Below are 20,647 nucleotides of genomic sequence, written 5' to 3' on the forward strand. Positions count from 1 at the left end.
CGAGGTGACGGTGGTGGTCATCGACTGCACCGAGATCGGGGCGTCGCCGCCGACCGGCACGTTGCCGACCATGATCTGCCGGGAGACTCGCCGCTTGGCGAGCGGCTTCAGCGGCAGGGACGGAATACCGAGCGAGATCGCGGTCATGTGCGCAGGGTTCCCCGGGGTTGAGGTCGTCGGTCCGACCGCTCGGGACGCGGCCGGGCCGGGCGCGCCGACGTTCGCGCGCCCGGCCTCCAACGGTACGGCACGGGGGTGGGCCGCAGCACACCAGCCGTACCCGCCGGGCTAACTGATCTTGACCGGGTTCACCAGGTCGGCCACCAGGACCAGCACGGTGAAGCCGACGAACACCGCCGCCACCACGTAGGCCAGCGGCATCAACCTGGCCACGTCGAAGGGGCCCGGGTCGGGCCGCTTGAACAGCTTCGCGGCCCGGCGGCGGATCGACTCCCACAGCGCGCCGGCGATGTGCCCGCCGTCCAGCGGGAGCAGCGGCAGCATGTTGAACAGGAACAGCGACAGGTTGATGCCGGCCAGCAGGTTCACGAAGGTGGCGATCCGCTGGCTGCCCGGGATGTCGAGCGCGAACACCTCGCCGCTGACCCGGGCGGCGCCGACCATGCCGATCGGCGAGTCCACGTCGCGCGGGGCGCCGTCCACCACCGCGCTCCACAGGCCCGGGATCTTGCCGGGCAGGGCCACCAGCGACTTCACGCCGCCCTCGGCCATGTCGTACATCCGGTCGAGTGATTGCGCGAGATCCAGCCTGACGACACCGCTGGTCGGGGTGAAGCCCAGGAAGCCCGCCTGCACGGTCTCGCCCTTGACGGGCAGGCCGTCGGCGTCGTACTTCTGCACGTCGTTCACCGCGATGGTGGGGGTGAGGGTGAGCTGCTGCCCGCCGCGCTCGACCACGACCGGCACGGTCTTCCCGGCGGACTTCCGGATGTCCGCCTGGAGCTGGTCGTAGGTGCCGATCCGGTCGCCGTCGAAGGACAGGATCCGGTCGCCCGGCTGCAGGCCCGCCTTGTGCGCCGGGGCCTCCTTGGCGTCGGCCGGGCAGGTGTCGGTGGGCTGGCCCGCCTTCACCACGCACTCCGCGACGGTGCCGATCACCGGCACGGTCCTGGTCACCCCGAAGCCCATCATCACGGTCAGGAACAGCCCGAACGCCAGGATCAGGTTCATGAACGGGCCGGCGAACATCACGATCACGCGCTTCCACGGCTTGCGCGTGTAGAACAGCCGCGTCTCGTCCCCGGGCTTCAGCTCCTCGTACGAGGCCTCCCGGGCGTCCTCGATCATCGTCCGGAAGGGCGAGCTGCTGCGCTGGGTGATCCGGCCGTCCTCACCGGGCGGGAACATCCCGATCATCCGGATGTAGCCGCCCAGCGGGATCGCCTTGATCCCGTACTCGGTCTCCCCCTTGCGCCGCGACCACACGGTCGGGCCGAAGCCCACCATGTACTGCGGCACCCGGATGCCGAAGAGCTTGGCCGTGGAGAGGTGGCCGAGCTCGTGCCAGGCGATCGAGAACAGCAGCCCGATCGCGAAGACCAGGATGCCGACCACCGTCAAAACCGTTGCCACCGCTGGTCCTCCGTCATGCCGCTCCGCTCAGGTCCATTCGCTCGTACCGGCCGTCGTCAGCCGGCCGCCAGCTCGCGCGCCCTGGCGCGGGCCCAGTCCTCCGCGTGCAGGACGTCCTCGACCGTCAGGGAGGTTCCCGGGGCGAGAACGTCGTGCTCGGCGACGACCTTGGCAACAGTGTCCACGATTCCCGTGAAGGCCAGGCGGCCCTTCAGGAAGGCCTCCACGCACTCCTCGTTGGCCGCGTTGAAGACCGCCGGCGCGGTACCGCCGAGCGTGCCCACCTCGCGGGCCAGCTCGACCGCCGGGAAGGCCTCGTCGTCCAGCGGGAAGAACTCCCAGGTCGCCGCCTTGGTCCAGTCGCAGGCGGGCGCCGCGTCCGGGACCCGGTCCGGCCAGCCCATGCCCAGCGAGATCGGCATCCGCATGTCCGGCGGGCTGGCCTGCGCCAGCGTGGAACCGTCCGTGAACTCCACCATCGAGTGGACCACCGACTGCGGATGGACCACGACCTCGATCCGGTCGAACGGGATGTCGTACAGCAGGTGCGCCTCGATCACCTCCAGGCCCTTGTTGACCAGGGTGGCCGAGTTGATCGTGATCACCGGGCCCATCGCCCAGGTGGGGTGCGCCAGCGCGTCCGCCGGGGTGACGGCGGCCAGCTCCTGGCGGGACCGGCCGCGGAACGGGCCGCCGCTCGCGGTCACCACCAGCTTGCGGACCTCGGCGCGGGTGCCGCCGGCCAGCGCCTGGAAGATCGCGGTGTGCTCGGAGTCCACCGGCACGATCTGGCCGGGCTTCGCGAGCGCCTTCACCAGCGGGCCGCCGACGATCAGCGACTCCTTGTTGGCCAGTACCAGCACCCGGCCGGCCGCCAGCGCGGCCAGCGTCGGGCGCAGGCCGATCGAGCCGGTGATGCCGTTCAGCACCGAGTGGCACTCGACCGCGGCCAGCTCGGTCGCCGCGTCCGGCCCGACCAGCACGGCGGGCAGCGGACGGCCCGCGGCCTTCGCGGCCAGCGCCTCGCGCAGCGCCGGTTCGGCGGCCGGGTCGGCCACCGCCACGGTGTGCACGCCCAGCTCCAGGGCCTGCTCGGCCAGCAGCTCCACCCGGCCGCCGGCCGCCGACAGGCCGACCACCCGGAACCGGTCCGGGTTACGGCGCACCACGTCGATGGCCTGGGTGCCGATCGAACCGGTGGAGCCGAGGATCACCAGCTCACGGGGGACGGAGGGGTCCTTCACGGCGGGCGTGAAGCGCAGCTGCGGGTGGGCGAGCGAAGTCATGCGCCCCATTGTGTCCTGCCCGCGCGGCCCGGGGGCACCGCGGGCCGGGATCACTGGGGCCGGGCGGGGGCGCGGGCGCGGGCTGATGCGGGTGCGGGTGCGGTCAGTGCGGGGTGCGCGGGCGCGGGTCCTCCCGTACGGCGGGCCGGGCGGCGGCCGTCGCACTACCGTCGGAACCATGCGCATCGTCATCGCAGGGGGACACGGCAAGATCGCACTGCTCCTGGAGCGGCTGCTCGCCGACCGCGGCGACCGCCCCGCCGGGATCGTCCGCCGCGCCGAACAGGCCCCCGACCTGGTCGCCGCCGGCGCCGAACCGCTGCTGCTCGACCTGGAGGCCACCACCGCGACCGACCTCGCCCGGCTGCTCGACGGCGCCGACGCGGTGGTCTTCGCGGCCGGCGCGGGCCCCGGCAGCGGCGCCGCCCGCAAGAACACCGTGGACCGCGACGCCGCCGTCCTGCTCGCCGACGCCGCCGAACTCGCCGGCGTGCGGCGCTATCTGATGGTCTCCTCGATGGGCGCCGACGCCGCGGCCGTCCACCCGGGCGACCCGGTGTTCGAGACCTACCTGCGGGCCAAGGGCGCGGCCGACGACGCCGTCCGCTCCCGCACCACGCTGGACTGGACGGTGCTGCGCCCCGGCCGGCTCACCGACGGCCCCGGCGGCGGCCTGGTCCGGCTGGCCCCGTCCGTCCCGCGCGGCGAGGTCGACCGGGCCGACGTCGCCGCCGTCCTCGCCGGACTGCTCGCCGAACCCGGCACGGCCGGCCAGACCCTGGAACTGGTCTCCGGCAACGCCACCGTGGCCGAGTCCGTCGCGGCGGCCGCCGGACACGTCTGAGGCCCCCGCCCGCCGCGTCCGGAACGCGTCGGGGCCCGGCGGCGCCGAGCGGCGGTACCGGGCCCCGACGGGCGGATCCTAGAGGTCCAGGCCGGTGAGGACCATGACCTTCTCGACCGTGTAGTCGTCCATCGCGTACTTGACGCCCTCGCGGCCGACGCCGGAGTCCTTGACGCCGCCGTACGGCATCTGGTCGGCGCGGTAGGAGGGGGCGTCGCCGATGATCACGCCGCCGACCTCCAGCTCCCGGTGGGCGCGGAAGGCGGTCTGCAGGTCACGGGTGAACACGCCGGCCTGCAGGCCGAACGGCGAGTCGTTGACGGCGGCGAAGGCCTCGTCCACGCCGTCCACCCGGTGCAGCGACAGGACCGGACCGAAGACCTCGCAGGTGGCCAGGATCGCGTCGGCCGGCAGCTCGGCCAGCACGGTCGGCGCGTAGGTCGCGCCCTCGCGGGTGCCGCCGGTCAGCAGCTTGGCGCCCTTGGCGACCGCGTCGTCCACCCAGGACTCCACGCGCTTCGCGGCGTTCTCGTCGACCAGCGGGCCGACGTCGGTGGCGTCGTCGTTCGGGTCGCCGGTCACCTGGGCCTGCACCTTGGCGACGACCCTCTCCACCAGCGCGTCGTAGACGGACGCGTCGGCGATCACCCGCTGCACCGAGATGCAGGACTGGCCGCCCTGGTAGTTGGCGAACATCGCGATCCGGGTGGCCGCCCAGTCCAGGTCGGCCTCCGAGGACCAGTCGGCGAGCACCACGGCCGCGGCGTTGCCGCCGAGCTCCAGGGTGGTGTGCTTGCGCGGCACCGAGTCCATGATCTGGTAGCCGACCTTGTCCGAACCGGTGAAGGAGATCACCGGCAGGCGCCCGTCCTGCACCAGGGCGGGCATCCGGTCGTTCGGCACCGGCAGCACGCTCCAGGAGCCGGCCGGCAGGTCCGTCTCGGCCAGGATCTCGCCGAGCACCATCGCGGAGAGCGGGGTCGCCGGGGCCGGCTTGAGGATGATCGGGGCGCCGACCGCGATCGCCGGGGCGACCTTGTGGGCGACCAGGTTCAGCGGGAAGTTGAACGGGGCGATGCCCAGCACCACGCCGCGCGGGAAGCGGCGCACCAGCGCGAAGCGGCCCACGCCGCCCGGGTCGGTGTCCAGCCGCATGGTCTCGCCGTTGGTGCGGCGGGCCTCCTCGGCGGCCCAGCGGAACACGGAGACGGCCCGGCCGACCTCACCACGGGCCCACTTGATCGGCTTGCCGTTCTCGGCGGTGATCAGGCGGGCGATCTCCTCCGTGCGCTCGGCCAGCCGACGGGCCACGTGGTCCAGCGCGGCGGCGCGGACGTGGGCCGGGGTCGCGGCGAACACCGGCAGCGCGGCGACGGCGGCGTCCAGCGCCTCCTCGACCTGCGCCTCGGTCGGCACGCTCACCTTGCCGACCAGACGGCCGTCCCAGCTGTTGCGCACCTCGAAGTCGCCGTCGCCACTCGCCCGGCGACCGGCCAACCAGAACTCGTACGTGGTGGTCACGGTGGTACCGGCCCTCTCCTCGTCGTCTGCGACCCCACGAACGTGGAGCCTCAACCGAGGGTAGGTGGGGCGGCGCGCCGACCGGATTGGACGCGAAGTAGCGTTCGGCGGCGCGGCCACTCCATCCCGTCCAGCCCCCGGACCGTGGGGGGCGCGGGCCGTGAATGCCCCGGACCGTGGGGGCCCGGACCGTGGGCCCCCGGGCTACTCCTCCCCGGAGCGCAGGGCCAGCCACAGCTCCATGCGCACGTCGGTGTCGTCCAGCGAACGCCCGAGCAGCTCCTCGACCCGCCGCATCCGGTAGCGCAGGGTGTGCCGGTGCACACCCAGGTCGGCGGCGGCCGCGTCCCACTGCCCGTGTCTGGACAGCCACGCCCGCAGCGAGGCCACCAGGTCACCGCGCGCCGTACGGTCGTGCTCGCGCAGCGGGCGCAGCAGTCCCTCCGCGAAGGCCGTCACGGCGTCCTCCCCGAGCAGCGGCAGCAGCGAACCCGCGCCGACCTCCTCGTGGTCCACCGACCGGCGGCCACCGCGCAGCGCCACCGCCAGCGCCCGCTCGGCCTGCGCGAAGGCCGTCCCCGCCTCGTCCAGCGCGGCCGGCGCCGAGACGCCCAGCGACAGGCCCTCGTGCTCCTCGACCACACCGAGGCAGGCCCGGTGCACCGCGCCGTTGTCCAGTGCCAGCACCATCAGCCGCAGCCCGTGCGCGCCCTCCTCGCGGGCCACCAGCAGCTTCTCACCGACCCGTGAACCGGCCTGCTCGGCCCGGTCCGCCAGCTCGCCCAGCGTCTCCCCGGCGTCCACGCCCTGGCCGGCACCGGCCACCATCACCCGTATCGTGCCCTCCGGCAGACCGCCGAACAGCCCCACCGCGACCTGCCGGGCCGTGCCCACCTCACCCGCCAGCACCATCCGCAGCAGCGCCGCGCCCATCCGCTCCTCGGCCTGGCGCAGCTCTCGCGAGCGCTCCAGGGTCAGGGTCAGCAGCGCGACCGCCGCGTTCAGCACGTAGCGCTCGGTCGGGGTGATGCGGTCCTCGGTGCCGACCGCGAGGAAGCCGCGGGCCCGGCGGTCGGCGCCCAGCGACTGGACCACCACGTAGTCCTCGTCCGCGGTGTCTATCCCCGGCGAGCGGCCCTGGAGCGCCGCGCTGGACGGCGCCGGGCGCCGGCGCAGCCGGTCCACCTCCGCCGCCAGCCGGCCCGCGCGGCGCGCCGCCCAGTCCGGCGCGACGACCGACAGCGCGCCCGAACCGTCGTACAGCGCCGCCCAGCCGCCGAGGCGCGCGGCCAGCCGGCGCACCACCGCCGTGGTCCCGTCCTTGCCCAGCGCCGCCCGGGTCAGTTCCTCCTGCGCCTCGAAGCTGGTGGTCACCGCCTCGTACTGCTCGGCGGCCAGCGCGGCCGACACCACCTTGCTGATCGCGATGAACGGCGTCGGCTCCGGCACCCGCAGCAGCGGCAGGCCGCGCTGCGCCGCGGCGTCCACCAGCGGCTGCGGCACCTCGGTGTGCGACAGGCCCACCCCGAGCCCCAGGCCCACCACGCCCGCGTCCGCCAGCCGGTGCACGTACGCCTGCAGCTGCGCGGCGGTGCGGCCCAGCTTGATGCCGGTGGTGAGCAGCAGCTCACCGCCCTCGAGGAACGGCGTCGGATCATCCAGCTCGCTGGTGTGCACCCAGCGGACCGGCCGCTCCAGGTGGTCCGCGCCGGCGAGGACCGTCAGATGGAGCGAGGTGTTGCGGACGACGGAGGCGAGTGTGGGAGGCATGGCACCTTCGGGAGGACGACCCGGCCGCGCCGTTGCGACCGGGCGGGGAGAGGGTGGAGGGGAGCGGTGGGGGACGTGGGGCTGTCGGGGCTGCGGGGCCTTCTGGGGCTGTCGGGGCTGCGGGGCCTTCTGGGGCTGCGGGGCCTTCTGGGGCTGCGGGGCTGCGGGGCTGTCGGGGTGGGGCTGTCGGGGTCCCTTACGTCTCATTATGGACGCCCCGGACAACCGGCACCGCCGAATCCACCGCAGCGGCGATACGCCTCCGTGACCTTCGGCCCGGAGGCCGCCCCCGCCCCCTCCCCGGTCCGCGCTCAGTCCCGCAGGTCCACCAACAGCGGCGGCACCTGCTCGCCCGAGACCGCCGTCAGCGACACCACCGCGTGCCCGGCCGGCAGCGCGTGCGCGAGATCGGACGGCGACCAGCGCAGCCGCTCCACCTCCCGCGTGGTCACCGACTCGGTCTGCGCGGTCGTCCCCGACAGCGCCTTCCGGCCCAGCCGCCCGGCCCGCCGCAGCAGACCGCCCGAGGTGTCCGGGGCGTGGGTCACCGCGGTCTCGCTCACCAGGTGCGTCCCCCAGGCCTCGGAGAACAGCCGGCCGTCCCACGGCGCGATGCCCGGGAACGCCATCCGGCAGCCCACCGCCCCGAACAGCGGCGCCCGCAGCGCCTCCGGCAGGTCCACCAGGGTGCGCAGCAGCAGGACGGCGCCCGCGTTGGCGCCGCGCATCCGCTGCAGCCCGCGCACGGTGTTGGCGTCCAGCGCCGCCGAGGCGTCGTCCACCACCAGGCCGGCGAAGAGCGAACGGTCCTCGCGGGCCGCGGCCGCCTGCACGAACTGCCCCGTCAGCAACCGCGACAGCATCCGCGCCGCCTCCGGGTGGCCGCGCTCCGGCAGCTTCACCCGCACCCGCAGCGGATGGTCCAGCACCCGCATCGCGAACGGCGGGCGGCCGCTCCCGTCGGTCGTGAACGCGCCCTCGAAGGCCGGCCGCTCCAGCAGCCCCAGCCGGTCCGCCAGCAGCGCCCCGGGATCGTCCGCCCGGCCCCGCTGGCGCTCCCGGTGCTCCAGGTCCCGCTCGTACGCGGCCAGCCGGCCGGCCGCCCCCAGCGCCTTCACCAACGCCTGCGCCGACTCGGCCTCACCCGCGAGCAGCGCCCGCAGCTCGCGCACCCCCGGGTAGCGACCGTGCGCGGCGTGGAACGGGCCGACCACCTGCTGGAGCGCGGTCCGGGCGGTCTCGGCGCGGGCCGCGAGCTCGTCCGGCAGCAGCGCCTCCGCGAGCCGGGCTGCCGCCTCGTCCGGGTCCCGCGCCGCACCGTACAGGTCCAGCCCGTACGCCGAGCCCGGATCACCCGGGGCGATCACCACGTCGTACCAGGCGTCCGGGCCGAGGTCCGCGTCGGCCGCGCCGATCACCACCGCGCACGCCGTACCCGCCAGCGCCTGGAGGCAGAGCGCCTCCGCGACCGGACGGGCCAGCCGGGCGGTCTTCCCCGTCCCGGCCGGGCCCACCGCGAGCAGCGACGTCCCGAGCACCTCCGGGTCCAGCGCGAAGCCCGCCGCGCGGTGGGTGAGCGGATTCTTCGGCACGTCCTGCGCGGTGCCGAGGCGTACCTGGCGCAGCAGCAGGTCGTGCCGGGCCGTGCGGCCCGGCAGGTCCCGCGCCTCCGAAGGGTGCGCGCACGCCGCCGCGCCCCGATCCGTCACCTGCGCCACGAACGCCGGCACGAACACCGGGTCCGCCTGCGCCGACTCCCAGGCCCGGTGGATGCGCACGTAGTCCACGTCCCCGACCACCTCCCCATCCAGCCGCGCCGCGGCCACCCCGGCCCCGCCACCCCGCAACCCGCCCCAGGGGTCGACCGGCCTCGCCGCGTCCGCGACCTCGTCCCCGTCCGGCGCCTGCTCGGTCACCGTCCGCGACAGCAACGGGGCCGCGTACCGGCGCCAGACCTCGGGCCAGCGGCCCATCCGGCCGAAGACCTTGATCACGATGGCCAGCACCACCGCGTTGGCGATCAGCAAGGCGATCATCGCCTCGGATTCCGACGGATCGGCCAGCGGCCCAACACCGGTCTGCTGGCCGATCCAGACCAGGATGTACGTCGCCAACTGGGCTCCGTAGACATAAGCCAGCCACCCCACCACCGCGTTCAGCCCCGCGCGCAGCAGCAGGGGCCCGGGCGGGACCTTGGCGGCCTCGGCGCGTTCCGGGTCGAGCTCGCGGTGGCCCTGGCGGTAGATGCCCGGGGCGGCCTCCGGGCGGGGGGCGGCGGCCCAGGCCGGCAGGTCGAAGGGGAGGGTGCGCGGGAGTTGCTGGGGCAGTGGTGTGGGGGGTGGGACGGTGGCCCACTCGCCGTGTCCGTGTGGTGCCCCTGCCCCGTCCAGTGCCATGTACGGCCCCGCTCCCTCGCCCGCCCGGCCCGACGCCCGTCGGTCCCGCCATACCCATGCCGCCGTACCGGCGACACGCCCGCGCTCAATGTAGTGGAGCGGGACCTGCGGGTAGCCGCGCGACCCGGGCTGGCCGAGCCGGACAAGTCGGACGGCCCAGTGCTACCGAGTGGCGCATGCCCGGCCGGGTAGAGCGGCCGTAGCCTGCGAAGACCGAGTCGAGAAGTCTGGAGAACCCCATGAGCGCCGCAACGCCGCTCCCGCAGGAGCGCCGCCTGGTCACCGCGATCCCCGGTCCGAAGTCGCAGGAGCTGCAGGCCCGCAAGCTGGGTGCGGTGGCGGCCGGCGTCGGCACCACGCTGCCGGTGTACGTGTCCCGCGCCAACGGCGGCGTGCTGGAGGACGTGGACGGCAACTCGCTGATCGACTTCGGCTCCGGCATCGCCGTGACCAACGTCGGCAACAGCGCCGAGGCCGTCGTGGCCAAGGCCTCCGAGCAGCTCGCCGCGTTCACGCACACCTGTTTCATGGTGACCCCGTACGAGGGCTACGTCGCCGTGGCCGAGCAGCTGAACGAGCTGACCCCGGGCGACCACGAGAAGCGCACCGCGCTGTTCAACTCGGGCGCCGAGGCGGTCGAGAACGCGGTGAAGATCGCCCGCGCGTACACCAAGCGCACCGCCGTCGTGGTCTTCGACCACGGTTACCACGGCCGCACCAACCTGACCATGGGCCTGACGGCGAAGAACATGCCGTACAAGCAGGGCTTCGGTCCGTTCGCGCCGGAGATCTACCGGGTGCCGGTCGCGTACCCGTACCGCTGGCTGACGGGTGCCGAGAACTGCGCCGCCGAGGCCGCCGCGCAGGCGATCGACATGATCAACAAGCAGATCGGCGCCGACAACGTCGCCGCGATCATCATCGAGCCGATCCAGGGCGAGGGCGGCTTCATCGAGCCGGCCAAGGGCTTCCTGCCTGCGATCGTGGAGTACGCGAAGGCCAACGGCATCGTGTTCGTCGCGGACGAGATCCAGACCGGCTTCTGCCGCACCGGCCAGTGGTTCGCCTGCGACGACGAGGGCATCGTCCCGGACCTGATCACCACCGCCAAGGGCATCGCCGGCGGTCTGCCGCTGGCCGCGGTGACCGGCCGCGCCGAGATCATGGACGCCGCGCACGCGGGTGGCCTGGGCGGCACCTACGGCGGCAACCCGGTGGCCTGCGCCGCCGCTCTGGGCTCCATCGAGACCATGAAGGAGCTGGACCTCAACGGCAAGGCGCAGCGCATCGGCGAGGTCATGCTGGGCCGCCTGCGCGCCATGCAGGAGAAGTTCGACATCATCGGCGAGGTCCGCGGCCGCGGCGCAATGATCGCCGTCGAGCTGGTCAAGCCGGGGAGCAAGGAGCCGAACGCGGAGGTCACCGCGGCCATCGCCAAGGCCTGCCACGCCGAGGGCCTGGTCGTGCTGACCGCCGGCACCTACGGCAACGTGCTGCGCTTCCTGCCGCCGCTGGTGATGCCGGAGCACCTGCTGAACGAGGGCCTGGACATCATCGAGGGCGCCTTCTCGGGCGTCTGAGCCCGGCTCGCCCCGACCGACTCCGGATGATCCGGACAGCGCCGAACGGCCCGGTCCCCTCGCGGGGGCCGGGCCGTTCGGTCGTCCGGGGCCCGGCCGTCCGGTCGTCCGCGGCCGGCGCGCCCGGGCGGAACGGAACCGTCCACGAAGGTTGTGCGCCGCCGGGTGAAGATGCTGTGCGGAATCGCTGAAGCTCCCCAGGAGAACAGGGACGTTGACGTAGTGTCATCACAGATGGACAGCGAGCCCCTGCCCTTGGCGGATCCGTCCGCGGCACCGCCCGTCCCGGGTGGCCCGCCGGCCGGCCGCGAGGACGACCAGGCCGCCCCGGCACGGGCGGTGCACACCGAAGACCGATCGACCGACCGTCCGACCCACACCCCCCGGGGCGAGCGGAACGGCGATCCTCCCGGCCGCCCCGGAGCTCTCCCCCCTGCTCCGGGGCGGCAACTTCGCGTCCCGGCCCGGTCGATCCCCGCAGCGGTACTGCCCGCCGCGCTGACCCTCGTCCTGGTGCTGGTGTCCTGGCAGGTGGCCGTCGAGGGGCCGCTGCTCGGCCTGGACCGCTGGGTGCGCCGGGCCGTGCTGGACGGCCGGGACGGGCTGCCCGGCCAGCCGTTCGACCACCTCGGCAAGGCGCTGGCGGACCTCGGCAGTACGGTGCCCGCCGTGCCGGTGCTGCTCGGCGCCGGGGCGCTCGCCGCGTGGCGGGCCCGTCTGGCGGGCGCGCGGCGCTGGTGGCCGCCGGCCGCGGTGGCGGCGCTGACCACGGGGCTGATCCCGCTGCTGGTGGTGCCGGCGAAGGCCTGGTTCGGACGGCCGGGCCCGTCCGGGGCGCCGCTGACGCCGGAGCAGTGGGGCTGGTACCCGTCCGGCCACACCGCGACCGCCACCCTCGCGTACGGCGTCGCGGCGCTGTTGCTCGGCCGCACGATGACGGCGCGGGTCGGGGGGCGGCTGCGTCTGGGGGCGGCGCTGCTCTCGCTGGGCGTCGGCCTCGGGCTGATCTGGAGCGACTACCACTGGCTGCTGGACGTGGTGGCCAGCTGGTGCGTGGCCGGCCTGGTGCTGCTGGCGCTCTCCCGCCGGATGCCGCGGACGGACCGGCCCGGCCCGTCCTGACCGGACCGGTTCCGCCCCGTGCGGCATCCGTCAGCCCTCGGCGGGCTCCTCGTCGTTGCGGTGGACGTGACCGGCCTCGCCGTTGTCGCGGCGCCACTCGACGACCAGCTCGTCCCGGCTGCCGAAGCGCACCAGGTGACGGCCGACGACGTCCTCCAGTCCCGGCAGGTTCTCGGCCTCGCCCTCGACGGTGAGCAGCAGGGCGCCGGGCTCGGCGGTCAGGGTGGCGGTGCCGGTGCTGAAGGTGAAGGTGCCGCGGCCGGTCTCCTCCGACCACCGGGCGTCGATCTTGCGGCCCATGTGGGCGGCGAGCTGCTTGGCGTAGCGGGCGGGACGGTCGGTGACGACACGGGCTTCGGAGCGGGACACGGGGCCTCCAGGGGCACGGGAGGGAACTTAGGATGCCCTCACTTGGATCTACGCTAACCCGAATGCTGAGCTTTGCTCAACAACCTTTCCCGCACTCCCCCGGGGACCCGCCGGACCGGCCGATACCCTTGGTCGAACACCTGCCGAGGAGAGCCGCCACATGACCACCACGCCGACCGACGACGCGGCGGACTCCCCCGGCCCGGACCCCGCGGGTACGGACCCCACCGGCACGGACCCGTCGTCCACCGGCCCGGGCCCCTCGGGTACGGGCCCCACGGAGGACCGCGCCCCGCTCCCGGCGGACACCGCCGCCGAGCTCGCCGACGCGATGACCCGGGCGATCAAGCGCATCCGCCGCCGCACCACCGAGCGGCTGGAGCCGTACGGCATCACCCCCGGCCAGGGCCGCGCCCTGCGGACGCTGGCGCACGCGCCCGGCTGCGAGATCCCGGACCGCGCGATGCGCCTCAGCGACCTCGCCGACCGGCTGCACATCGCGCCGCGCTCCGCCACCACGGTGGTGGACGCGCTGGAGGAGGCCGGCCTGGTCGAGCGCACCCCGGACCCGGCCGACCGGCGGGCGGTCCGGATCGTGCTGACCGAATCGGGCTGGTCGGCCGTGGAGCGGATCGGCCAGGTGCGGTACGAGGTGGCCCAGGAGTACTTCGGCCCGGTCAGCCCCGCCGAGCAGGAACTGCTGCTGCGGGCGCTGCGCTCCGCGGAGACCGGGTACGCGGCCACCGCCCCGCCGCGCCGGAGCGCGCCCCCGGGCGCAGCGCGGTGATCCCGATCCCGATGATCACCAGCAGGGCGGCGAACCCGGCCAGCGGGCTGACCGGTTCGCCCAGCAGCAGCCACGCCGAGGTCATCCCGAACACCGGGACCAGCAGCGAGTACGGCGCGACCGCGGTGGCGTCGTAGCTGCGCAGCAGGAAGCTCCAGGCGACGAAGCCGAACAGGGTGGAGACCAGCCCGACGTAGCCGATCGCGCCCAGCCCGGCCGGGGTGATCGAGCGCAGCGCCGCCAGGTCGGCGGCCGGACCCTCGACCAGCAGCGAGAGCGCGAGCAGCGGCAGTGGCGGGACGGCGCTGACCCAGACCATCCAGCGCAGCGCGTCCGGCGGCGAGGCCCGGCGGGTGAGCACGTTGGACAGCCCCCAGGCCGCAGCGGAGAGGATCACCAGGGCGAAGGCGCCCAGCGGCCCGTCGAGACCGCGGTCGACGGCGGTCAGCCCGATGCCGGCGAAGGCGATCGCGAGGCCGGCGATCCGGCGCCCGCCCGGCCGCTCGCGCAGCAGCGCGGCGGCGAACACCGCGGTGAAGATCGCCTGGCTCTGCAGCACCAGCGAGGAGAGTCCGGCCGGCATCCCGGCGTGCATGCCGAGGAACAGCAGTCCGAACTTGACCACGCCGAGGACGAGGCCGACCGCCAGGATCCACTTCCAGGCGACCTTGGGGCGGCCGACGAAGAAGATCGCGGGCACCGCGACCACCGCGAAGCGCAACGCGCAGAAGAGCAGCGGCGGGAAGTTCTCCAGGCCGACGTGGATCAGGACGAAGTTGAGGCCCCAGACGGCCGCGACCAGGACGGCGAGGGCAATGTGACGTGGGCTCATGCCGCCGCTGCGGGCCGGCTGGTCGGTGGGCATGCATCGAGCATGGCCGCCCGCATCGTGTAGCACCAGCGATGAGTTCTGAAGGTGACGCTTTAGCATTGCTTCATGCTCGATCTCGGACGCCTGCGGGCGCTGCACGCGGTGGCGGTGCACGGTTCGGTCGGCCGGGCGGCGGCCTCGCTCGGCTTCACCGCCTCGGCGGTCTCGCAGCAGATCGCCAAGCTGGAACGGGAGACCCGCACGGTGCTGCTGGAACGCCAGGGGCGGGGCGTGGTCCTCACCGACGCGGCCCGCGAGCTGGCGGACACCGCCCAGCGGCTGCTCGCCCTGGTCGAGCAGGCCGAGGTGCGGCTGGAGGAGCAACGCGGCCGGGCGGTCGGACGGCTGCTGGTGGCCGCGTTCGCGACCGGTGCGCGCGGGCTGCTCCCGGGCGCCCTCGCGGAGCTGCGCCGGCGCTGCCCCGATCTGGACGTACGGCTGCTGGAGACCGACCCGTACCTCGCGGCCGAGCTGGTGGCCCGGGGCGAGGTGGACCTCGCGCTGGTGCAGGACTGGCCGACCGTACCGCTGCCGGTCCAGGACGGGCTCTCCCGGCTGGACCTCGGCGAGGACCCGGTCGATCTGCTGCTGCGCGCCGAGCACCCGCTGGCCGCCCTCACCGTGGTCCCCGTCGGCCGGCTCTGCGGGCAGCGCTGGATCAGCGTGCCGCCGGGCAACATCTGCCACGACTGGCTGGTCCGCACGATGCGCGAGGCCGGCGAGGAGCCGGACGTGCTCTACCAGGTCGGCGAGTTCGAGACCCAGATCGCGCTGATCGAGGCCGGTCTCGGAGTGGGCCTGGTGCCCCGGCTGGGGCGCGGCGCGCTGCCGCCCGGCGTGGTCGCCCGGCCGGTGGTGCCGGAGCCCAGCCGGCGGGTGTACGCGCTCTGGCGCACCCAGGCCTCGCGCCGTCCGGCGATCACCGAGGCGCTGACCGCGATCCGCGAGCGCTGGGACGCCCTCGGCCACCTGGACGCCCTCGACGACCGGGACGCCCCCGACCGCTGACTCCGGCCGCCCGTACCCGGTGGCTCACTCCGCGAAGCCGATCACCAGCCACATGAAGCCGACCCCGGCCAGGGTGCAGAGCAGGGTGCTGCGCGAGGGGTGCGGGCTGTGCGCCTCCGGGAGGATGTCGGAGGTCGCCAGGTAGAGCAGGAACCCGGCGAAGAACCCCAGGTAGAGCCCGAGCAGTTGCCCGGGGATGGTGAACAGCAGGGTGATCGCGGCGCCGGTCACCGGGGCGATGGCGTCCGCCGCCAGCAGCGTCAGCGCCCGCCGCCGGTCGTTCCCGTACAGCCGGGTGATCGTGTACGTGTTGAAGCCGTCGGCGAAGTCGTGGGCGACCACCGCGATCGCCACCACCGTGCCGACGGTGCTGCCGGCCTGGAACGCCGCGCCGATCGCGAAGCCGTCCATCAGGCTGTGCCCGACCAGCGCGAACGCGGCGGTCAGCCCGATGCCCTGCTGTCCGGCGTGCGCGTGGGCATGGGAGTGGGCGTGCGGGTGCGCCTGGGAGGTGCCGGGCCCGCGGGCCGACGGGCCGTGGGTGTGCTCGGCGTACTCGTCCTCGTGGGCGCGGTGGATCGCCACCGCCCGCTCGATGATGTGGATGGTCAGGAAGCCCGCGGCGAACAGCAGCAGGGCCCGCGGGACCCCGTGGATCTCCTGCGGCGCCTGCTCCAGGGCCTCGGGCAGCAGGTCGAAGGCCACCACGCCGAGCATCAGCCCGGCGGCGAAGCCCAGCACGAGGTGACGCCGGTCGCCCGTGCGCTGGGCGACGTAGCCGCCGAGCAGCGTCATCAGGAACGCTCCCGCGGCGACCAGGATCGCGGTCACTGCCTCTCCCCCGTCTCTCCGCCCCGCCGCCCCCGCCGGGACCGGGCGCCGGTACGGCCGGCCGGTACGGACCCGGCGGCGGCACGGCCCGCGTCTCCCAGCCTCGGACCGCCCGGGGGCCGCCGCCCGCCGGACGGGCCGTCAGGGTGAGCGGACGGCGTTCCGCCGCGCCCGGTCCCGGCCGAAGCGGATCTCGACGGCCCAGGACTCGACGGCCCAGGTCCCAACGGCCCGGGCCTCAGCGGCCGGCGCCCAGCGGGAGTCCCAGGTGGGTGCGGGTCAGCTCGCGCACGCCGGCGCCGTCGACCAGGTGGATGTGGCGATGCTCCTCCTCGCCCGTCAGGTCCAGCGCGGCATCGCTGAACCGTCCGGTGGTCAGGCGCAGCCCCCGCTCGGCGGACTCCTCCCGGACGGCCTCCGCCAGGGTCCGGATCTCCTCCTCGGCCACCTCGCCGGGCCCCCGCGAGGCCCAGACCACCCACCGCCCGGGCAGCGCGCTGCCGGGCTCGCCCTCCCCGGTGGCGACCAGCCCGACCGGCCCGCGCAGCCGTACGCTCCAGTGCGCCAGCCCTCCCCGGGTCATCAGCTCCCGGACGAGCCGCGCGAACTCGTTCGCCGACAGGTCCAGCGCGGAGGGCACGGTGGCGCTCGCCAGCGCGGCCGGGGCCACGGCGACCCGCTTGTACGGGTCGGGGGTGACCGCGGCGCCGAGCTGGCGCAGCCGTACCAGGGCCTCGTCCTGTTCGGCGTCCGCGTACACGCCCTCGCCGTCCCGCTCCTCGTAGGGCGCGGCGGGCGGCAGCAGGCGGGCCCGGGTCAACGCGTCCCGGTCGGCGTCCACGCTCACCAGGCAGAGCGCGGGGGCTCCGCCGCCCTCGCGCAGCCAGCCGTTGAGGACGACGCCGGCGAGTATCTCGTCGGTGTCCACGGCGTCGGCGGCCTGGAGGGCGCGCAGCGCCAGCCGGGCGACCAGCCGGAGGTAGTCGGTGGCCCGGTCGGCGGGCGGGCGCGCCAGCGGGAGCGGGTCGCCGTCCGGGCCGAGCCGGTAGCCGGTCAGGGAGGGCACCAGGTCCAGCGGGGGCAGGTCGAGGTCGAGCACGGCGGTGCGGGTGAGCGGGCGGAACACCGCGCGGCAGGGTGTCGGGAGCTCCTGGGTCGCGGTCTCGGCGGCGGCCAGGGCCCGTTCCAGCAGCGACTCCACGGCGGCGGGCTCGGCCAGCCGGTAGGCCCGGCGGCACTCCTCCAGGCTGTCGTTGTACTCGCGGACGGCCCGCGCCCTGGCCTGCTCGGCCTCCTCGTGGACCCGCCGCGACTCGGCCGCGCCGGAGCTCTCCTCCTCCGTCCGCCGGGTGCGCCACTCCCGCAGGGCGCGCTGGTGCGCCAGCCGGGCCTGGGCCAGCTCGCGCTGGTAGCCGGAGTCCAGCAGCCGGCGGGACGGGCCGGCCTCGGGGTCGGCCTCCGGCGGGGCGGGCGGCGCGAAGTCCTCCCAGCGCGGTTCGGCGTCGGCCGCGCCGCTCCCCTGCCCGTCGTCCGGGTAGGGGCGTGGCTCGTAGTGGCGCAGCTGGCTCTCGAAGTCCATGGCGGAGACGGGCAGCGCGGCCCGCCGCAGCAGGTCGGCCAGCCGTTCGTGCTCGGCCTGGACGGCGAGCGTGCGGTGGTGCGCCTGTGCGGCGGCCCGGCCGTGCGCGGCCACGGCCTCGTCGGACTCCGGCCCCGGCGGGGTGACGCCCGTCCCGGTGGCCGACCCCGCGTTCGATCCGGCGTTCGGGCTGCCGGGGCCGCCGCCGGAGGCGGGACCGGCGCCGCGGGCGGCCGCCCCGCCGAGGTCCTCCTCGGCGAGGTCGACGCCGAGGTCGCGGAAGACCGAGGCCAGGAAGCCCGGCTGGGGGACCGTGGCAGTGCCGTCGGACTGGCCGTCTGCTGAGTACTGCATCGGTGGTCGTTCCCCCATGCTCGTCCGGCGCCTGCCCCGGGGCGGCCCGCGGCCGCGTGGCCGGCCCCTGCCGGACATTGTCCACCGAACGGGCGCATCGGTCAGCCAGGCCTCGCAGTTGGTCCGGGTTCGATCGGTGGGAACCTCCCTCGGGTCACCTCCGGTTGGTGGTGGGTCGGCTGACGCCGGCTCGGTCGCCGTCGATCCGTCCGGTGTCGCCCTGCGGTCGTCGCTGCCTTCCGAGGACCTCGGGAACGTTTCCGAGGTCTCCGGAACGCCTGCGGGGCCTCGGGGACCTCCGAACGCCCACGGGGTCGGCTCAGTTGGTCCGGGTGTTGGTCAGATGCAGTCCGATGTAGCCGACATAGATCCGGCCACTGCCCGAACAGTCGTCGAGGTAGTGCAACCGCGGGGCCGTACGCCCGCCGCCGATCCGCAGGTGCGCCCCCATGAAGGCGCGCCGGGAGGCGTCCACGCACTCGGGCACGGGCAGCATCCGCTCGCGCTTCCACTTGGTGTGGCTGAACACCGTCTGCGACTCCCCGCGGACCGCCTTGCGGGGCGGGAAGCGGTGGCAGCCGGTGGGGGTGTGCTCGCACCACTGCTTGAAGTCGCCGCCGGCCTCGCCGCGCACGGCGGCCTCCGCGTACTCCTGGAGGGCCGTCAGCCCCTCCCAGGTGAGCCGCGCCCAGCCGGCCCCGGAGCACTGCATCTCGTCCAGCGCGAGCGCGTTCTTCTGGTCCCCGGTGAAGCTCAGCAGCGGGAACTCGCCCAGCCTCGCCAGGAGCTCGGTGAAGGTGCCGGGGACCCGCCCGTCCGGGGCCTGCGCGCGGTCACCGGACCGGGTCCGGCCGCCCGGCGCCTGGACGGCCGGGCCGCCGCCCGCGGCGGACCCGGCACAGAGTCGCCCGGTCAGGGCCCGGACCTGCGAGCCGATGTGGCGCAGCCCGCCCGGCTGCTCCTCGTCCATCGCGGACGGCCGGCGCCCGCGGCGGCGCGAGCGCCGCAGGCTGTGCCGCACCCGATCCAGCTCGTCGGCCCTGGCCTGCTGCTCGGCGTGGTCCTGCCGCGCCTCGTGGTCGAGCGCGTCCCGCTCGGCCCGGGCCCGCTCGTCGTCGGAGGCGGTCCCGCAGCGCGGCGGGGGCGGCGGGGGCGACGGCACCCGCAGCACCGGTACGGCCGCGAGCGGTGGCGGCAGCGGCTGCTCGGCGGCGAGCCGGCGCGGCTCCCGGGCGAGCAGGCCGGCCGCGCGGCGGACGTCCTCCTCTATCCGGTGGCGCGGCAGCACGGGGTGGCGGACGCTGTCCTGCCGGGAGGCGGGGTCGACCTCGGGCAGGTAGGTGCGCACCGCGCCGCCGTACACGCTGTGGTACTCCAGCGCGACGTTGAACTCGGTGCGGGCCGCCGGGTCCAGGACGTAGGCGGTGGCGAGGCCCGGCAGCTGGTGGCAGAGCGGGCGGACGACCTCGGCGACCCAGCGGTCCAGCGGGAGGTGGACCGGGACGCTGGCGACCACGGTCGGCAGCCGGCGCTCGGGGTCGCACAGCTCGTCGATCAGGCCGTCGACCTCGTCGGCGGTGACCACCCGGGGGGCGAGGTGGACGGCGGCCGGGCCGTCGGTGGCATCGAGCAGCGGCAGCAGGGTGCGGGCCAGCTCGGGCACGGGCACCCGGCCCGGTGTCCGCACGCCGCTGCCGGTGGTGTGCGTCTCGGCCTCCAGCCGGACCCAGGTGGGGCCCCCGGCCCCGGTGGCTATGGTGAGGGTGAGCTGATGGGTGCCGTGCGGGGCCGGGGTGCGCAGCCGTCGTCGGGCGTAGCGGCCGGTGGCGGGCCCGCCGCGCAGCGCGCCGGTGTCGCGGTCGAGCAGCACCCGGTCACCGAGGCGCAGCCGCTCGGCGGGGGCGTCGGGGCCGGCGGGCTCCCGGAGGTCCGGTGGGGGCTCCTCGCAGCCCTCCTCCTTGAGCCAGGCTCCGAGGCGCTGGTCGGCGAGGGCGAGGGCGTCGGCGTACGAGAGGGCGGTGGTGACGGTCATCCGGTAGGGCGTCGCGGGCCCCCGGGGGCCGGGCAGATCGGCCTGGGCGGGCGACGTGGTGCGGTCTGAGGTCATGCGCATACCTCCGTGGTGCGGTGTCGGGGGTGTCGTCCTCCATCGATGGGGTCATTCGTCCGGTTCGGCCGGATCCTTGCCCAGGAAACGCCGCGGCCCGGAGCGGAAGTTCCAGCTCCGGGTCACGTCCATACGTTCGAGTGAATCTGCTCAAGCCCCGGTGGGGGCGGGACCACCCACCCCGGTCGGCGAGGGACCGCCGTGCGGGCGGCCGGCGCCGCCGCCGTCCCCGCGTCCGGCGGCGGCCGGGCAGCCGCCCGCCGGGTCCGGTTCCGGCACCGGGACGGCCAGCGGGCAGCCCTCGGGGATGTCGTAGCTCGCGATCAGCACGACGGGCACCCCGCCGTGGTTGCACCCGGCGTGGACGTACCGCGGGCCCGCCTCCTCGACCAGGGTGTCCCCGGCCCGGCTGACCTCGACCCGCCCGTCGTGCAGGGTGCGGGTGAGCGTCCCGGAGAGCACGACGACATCGACCCGGCCCGGGTGGTAGTGCCAGCCGGTGCCACCTCCCGGCGGGATGGTGATGGTCTGGACGACGGGCATGGCTGCTCGGCTTCCTGGTCGGCGGAGGAGGCCAGGCTAGGCAGCCCGGGAGATGGCCGAAACCGATCGGCCGCGATCTGTCCGGA

At 75.1% G+C, this 20,647-nt stretch carries 16 protein-coding genes and 1 pseudogene; 5 read left to right on the forward strand and 12 right to left on the reverse strand.

Going from position 1 to position 20,647, the window contains the following annotated elements:
* From ACWEQL_RS27165 to dxr, 3 genes and pseudogenes are all read right to left on the reverse strand, one after another.
* Positions 1-147: pseudogene (locus ACWEQL_RS27165) on the reverse strand (flavodoxin-dependent (E)-4-hydroxy-3-methylbut-2-enyl-diphosphate synthase); the annotation flags it as partial.
* Between the two features lie 141 nt (positions 148-288).
* On the reverse strand, positions 289-1,593 hold the full coding sequence (locus tag ACWEQL_RS27170; protein ID WP_452152942.1) for a M50 family metallopeptidase: 1,305 nt from the start codon (positions 1,591-1,593) through the stop codon (positions 289-291).
* 56 nt (positions 1,594-1,649) lie between these two features.
* Positions 1,650-2,879, reverse strand: a complete 1,230-nt coding sequence (gene dxr, locus ACWEQL_RS27175) for a 1-deoxy-D-xylulose-5-phosphate reductoisomerase (RefSeq protein WP_452152943.1) — start codon at positions 2,877-2,879, stop codon at positions 1,650-1,652.
* 178 nt (positions 2,880-3,057) lie between these two features.
* On the opposite strand from dxr, the gene ACWEQL_RS27180 reads away from it, so the two are divergent.
* On the forward strand, positions 3,058-3,723 hold the full coding sequence (locus ACWEQL_RS27180) for an NAD(P)H-binding protein (RefSeq protein WP_452152944.1): 666 nt from the start codon (positions 3,058-3,060) through the stop codon (positions 3,721-3,723).
* Positions 3,724-3,801: 78 nt separating this feature from the next.
* Here ACWEQL_RS27180 and ACWEQL_RS27185 read toward each other — a convergent pair whose 3' ends face one another.
* The 3 genes from ACWEQL_RS27185 to ACWEQL_RS27195 form a co-directional block, all read right to left on the reverse strand.
* The gene (locus ACWEQL_RS27185) at positions 3,802-5,244 is read right to left on the reverse strand and encodes an aldehyde dehydrogenase family protein (RefSeq protein WP_452152945.1); all 1,443 of its coding nucleotides are present in this window, start codon (positions 5,242-5,244) and stop codon (positions 3,802-3,804) included.
* Between the two features lie 204 nt (positions 5,245-5,448).
* Positions 5,449-7,014 (reverse strand): PucR family transcriptional regulator, encoded by a 1,566-nt coding sequence (locus ACWEQL_RS27190; protein ID WP_452152946.1) that lies wholly within the window; start codon positions 7,012-7,014, stop codon positions 5,449-5,451.
* Positions 7,015-7,325: 311 nt separating this feature from the next.
* Entirely contained in the window at positions 7,326-9,410 is a 2,085-nt protein-coding gene (locus tag ACWEQL_RS27195; RefSeq protein WP_452152947.1) for an ATP-binding protein, read from the reverse strand.
* Positions 9,411-9,649: 239 nt separating this feature from the next.
* On the opposite strand from ACWEQL_RS27195, the gene gabT reads away from it, so the two are divergent.
* Together gabT and ACWEQL_RS27205 are read left to right on the forward strand one after the other, a co-directional pair.
* Positions 9,650-10,990, forward strand: a complete 1,341-nt coding sequence (gabT, locus tag ACWEQL_RS27200; RefSeq protein WP_452152948.1) for a 4-aminobutyrate--2-oxoglutarate transaminase — start codon at positions 9,650-9,652, stop codon at positions 10,988-10,990.
* A gap of 234 nt (positions 10,991-11,224) precedes the next feature.
* A complete protein-coding gene (locus tag ACWEQL_RS27205) occupies positions 11,225-12,112 on the forward strand; it encodes a phosphatase PAP2 family protein (RefSeq protein ID WP_452152949.1) in 888 nt (295 codons plus the stop codon).
* 30 nt (positions 12,113-12,142) lie between these two features.
* Here the strand turns inward: ACWEQL_RS27205 and ACWEQL_RS27210 are convergent, their stop codons facing one another.
* Positions 12,143-12,481 (reverse strand): DUF2218 domain-containing protein, encoded by a 339-nt coding sequence (locus ACWEQL_RS27210; RefSeq protein ID WP_452152950.1) that lies wholly within the window; start codon positions 12,479-12,481, stop codon positions 12,143-12,145.
* A 160-nt stretch (positions 12,482-12,641) separates the two neighbouring features.
* On the opposite strand from ACWEQL_RS27210, the gene ACWEQL_RS27215 reads away from it, so the two are divergent.
* Positions 12,642-13,268 (forward strand): MarR family winged helix-turn-helix transcriptional regulator, encoded by a 627-nt coding sequence (locus tag ACWEQL_RS27215; protein WP_452152951.1) that lies wholly within the window; start codon positions 12,642-12,644, stop codon positions 13,266-13,268.
* Here ACWEQL_RS27215 and ACWEQL_RS27220 read toward each other — a convergent pair.
* A complete protein-coding gene (locus ACWEQL_RS27220) occupies positions 13,159-14,100 on the reverse strand; it encodes an EamA family transporter (RefSeq protein ID WP_452152961.1) in 942 nt (313 codons plus the stop codon). The genes ACWEQL_RS27215 and ACWEQL_RS27220 overlap by 110 nt on opposite strands.
* 105 nt (positions 14,101-14,205) lie before the next feature.
* Here ACWEQL_RS27220 and ACWEQL_RS27225 point away from each other — a divergent pair, with 105 nt between their 5' ends.
* Positions 14,206-15,147, forward strand: coding sequence for a LysR family transcriptional regulator (locus tag ACWEQL_RS27225; protein WP_452152952.1), 942 nt, complete (start codon positions 14,206-14,208; stop codon positions 15,145-15,147).
* A 24-nt stretch (positions 15,148-15,171) separates the two neighbouring features.
* Here ACWEQL_RS27225 and ACWEQL_RS27230 read toward each other — a convergent pair whose 3' ends face one another.
* From ACWEQL_RS27230 to ACWEQL_RS27245, 4 genes are all read right to left on the reverse strand, one after another.
* Positions 15,172-15,942 carry a ZIP family metal transporter gene (locus tag ACWEQL_RS27230; protein ID WP_452152962.1) on the reverse strand — a complete coding sequence of 257 codons (771 nt, stop codon included), beginning with the start codon at positions 15,940-15,942 and terminating at the stop codon, positions 15,172-15,174.
* 274 nt (positions 15,943-16,216) lie between these two features.
* Positions 16,217-17,911 carry a restriction endonuclease gene (locus ACWEQL_RS27235; RefSeq protein ID WP_452152953.1) on the reverse strand — a complete coding sequence of 565 codons (1,695 nt, stop codon included), beginning with the start codon at positions 17,909-17,911 and terminating at the stop codon, positions 16,217-16,219.
* A 319-nt stretch (positions 17,912-18,230) separates the two neighbouring features.
* On the reverse strand, positions 18,231-20,018 hold the full coding sequence (locus ACWEQL_RS27240) for a hypothetical protein (protein WP_452152954.1): 1,788 nt from the start codon (positions 20,016-20,018) through the stop codon (positions 18,231-18,233).
* A 150-nt stretch (positions 20,019-20,168) separates the two neighbouring features.
* Positions 20,169-20,561 carry a cupin domain-containing protein gene (locus ACWEQL_RS27245; RefSeq protein WP_452152955.1) on the reverse strand — a complete coding sequence of 131 codons (393 nt, stop codon included), beginning with the start codon at positions 20,559-20,561 and terminating at the stop codon, positions 20,169-20,171.
* Positions 20,562-20,647: the final 86 nt, after the last annotated feature.

The sequence above is a fragment of the Kitasatospora sp. NPDC004240 genome (assembly GCF_053603215.1).

Excerpts from the sequence above, each read along its gene's own strand:
- ACWEQL_RS27235 (WP_452152953.1), bottom strand. The coding sequence starts at position 17,911 with ATGCAGTACTCAGCAGACGGCCAGTCCGACGGCACTGCCACGGTCCCC.
- ACWEQL_RS27240 (WP_452152954.1), bottom strand. The coding sequence starts at position 20,018 with ATGACCTCAGACCGCACCACGTCGCCCGCCCAGGCCGATCTGCCCGGC.
- ACWEQL_RS27215 (WP_452152951.1), top strand. The coding sequence starts at position 12,642 with ATGACCACCACGCCGACCGACGACGCGGCGGACTCCCCCGGCCCGGAC.
- ACWEQL_RS27180 (WP_452152944.1), top strand. The coding sequence starts at position 3,058 with ATGCGCATCGTCATCGCAGGGGGACACGGCAAGATCGCACTGCTCCTG.
- dxr (WP_452152943.1), bottom strand. The coding sequence starts at position 2,879 with ATGACTTCGCTCGCCCACCCGCAGCTGCGCTTCACGCCCGCCGTGAAG.
- gabT (WP_452152948.1), top strand. The coding sequence starts at position 9,650 with ATGAGCGCCGCAACGCCGCTCCCGCAGGAGCGCCGCCTGGTCACCGCG.
- ACWEQL_RS27225 (WP_452152952.1), top strand. The coding sequence starts at position 14,206 with ATGCTCGATCTCGGACGCCTGCGGGCGCTGCACGCGGTGGCGGTGCAC.
- ACWEQL_RS27245 (WP_452152955.1), bottom strand. The coding sequence starts at position 20,561 with ATGCCCGTCGTCCAGACCATCACCATCCCGCCGGGAGGTGGCACCGGC.
- ACWEQL_RS27230 (WP_452152962.1), bottom strand. The coding sequence starts at position 15,942 with ATGACGCTGCTCGGCGGCTACGTCGCCCAGCGCACGGGCGACCGGCGT.
- ACWEQL_RS27205 (WP_452152949.1), top strand. The coding sequence starts at position 11,225 with ATGGACAGCGAGCCCCTGCCCTTGGCGGATCCGTCCGCGGCACCGCCC.
- ACWEQL_RS27220 (WP_452152961.1), bottom strand. The coding sequence starts at position 14,100 with ATGAGCCCACGTCACATTGCCCTCGCCGTCCTGGTCGCGGCCGTCTGG.
- ACWEQL_RS27190 (WP_452152946.1), bottom strand. The coding sequence starts at position 7,014 with ATGCCTCCCACACTCGCCTCCGTCGTCCGCAACACCTCGCTCCATCTG.
- ACWEQL_RS27195 (WP_452152947.1), bottom strand. The coding sequence starts at position 9,410 with ATGGCACTGGACGGGGCAGGGGCACCACACGGACACGGCGAGTGGGCC.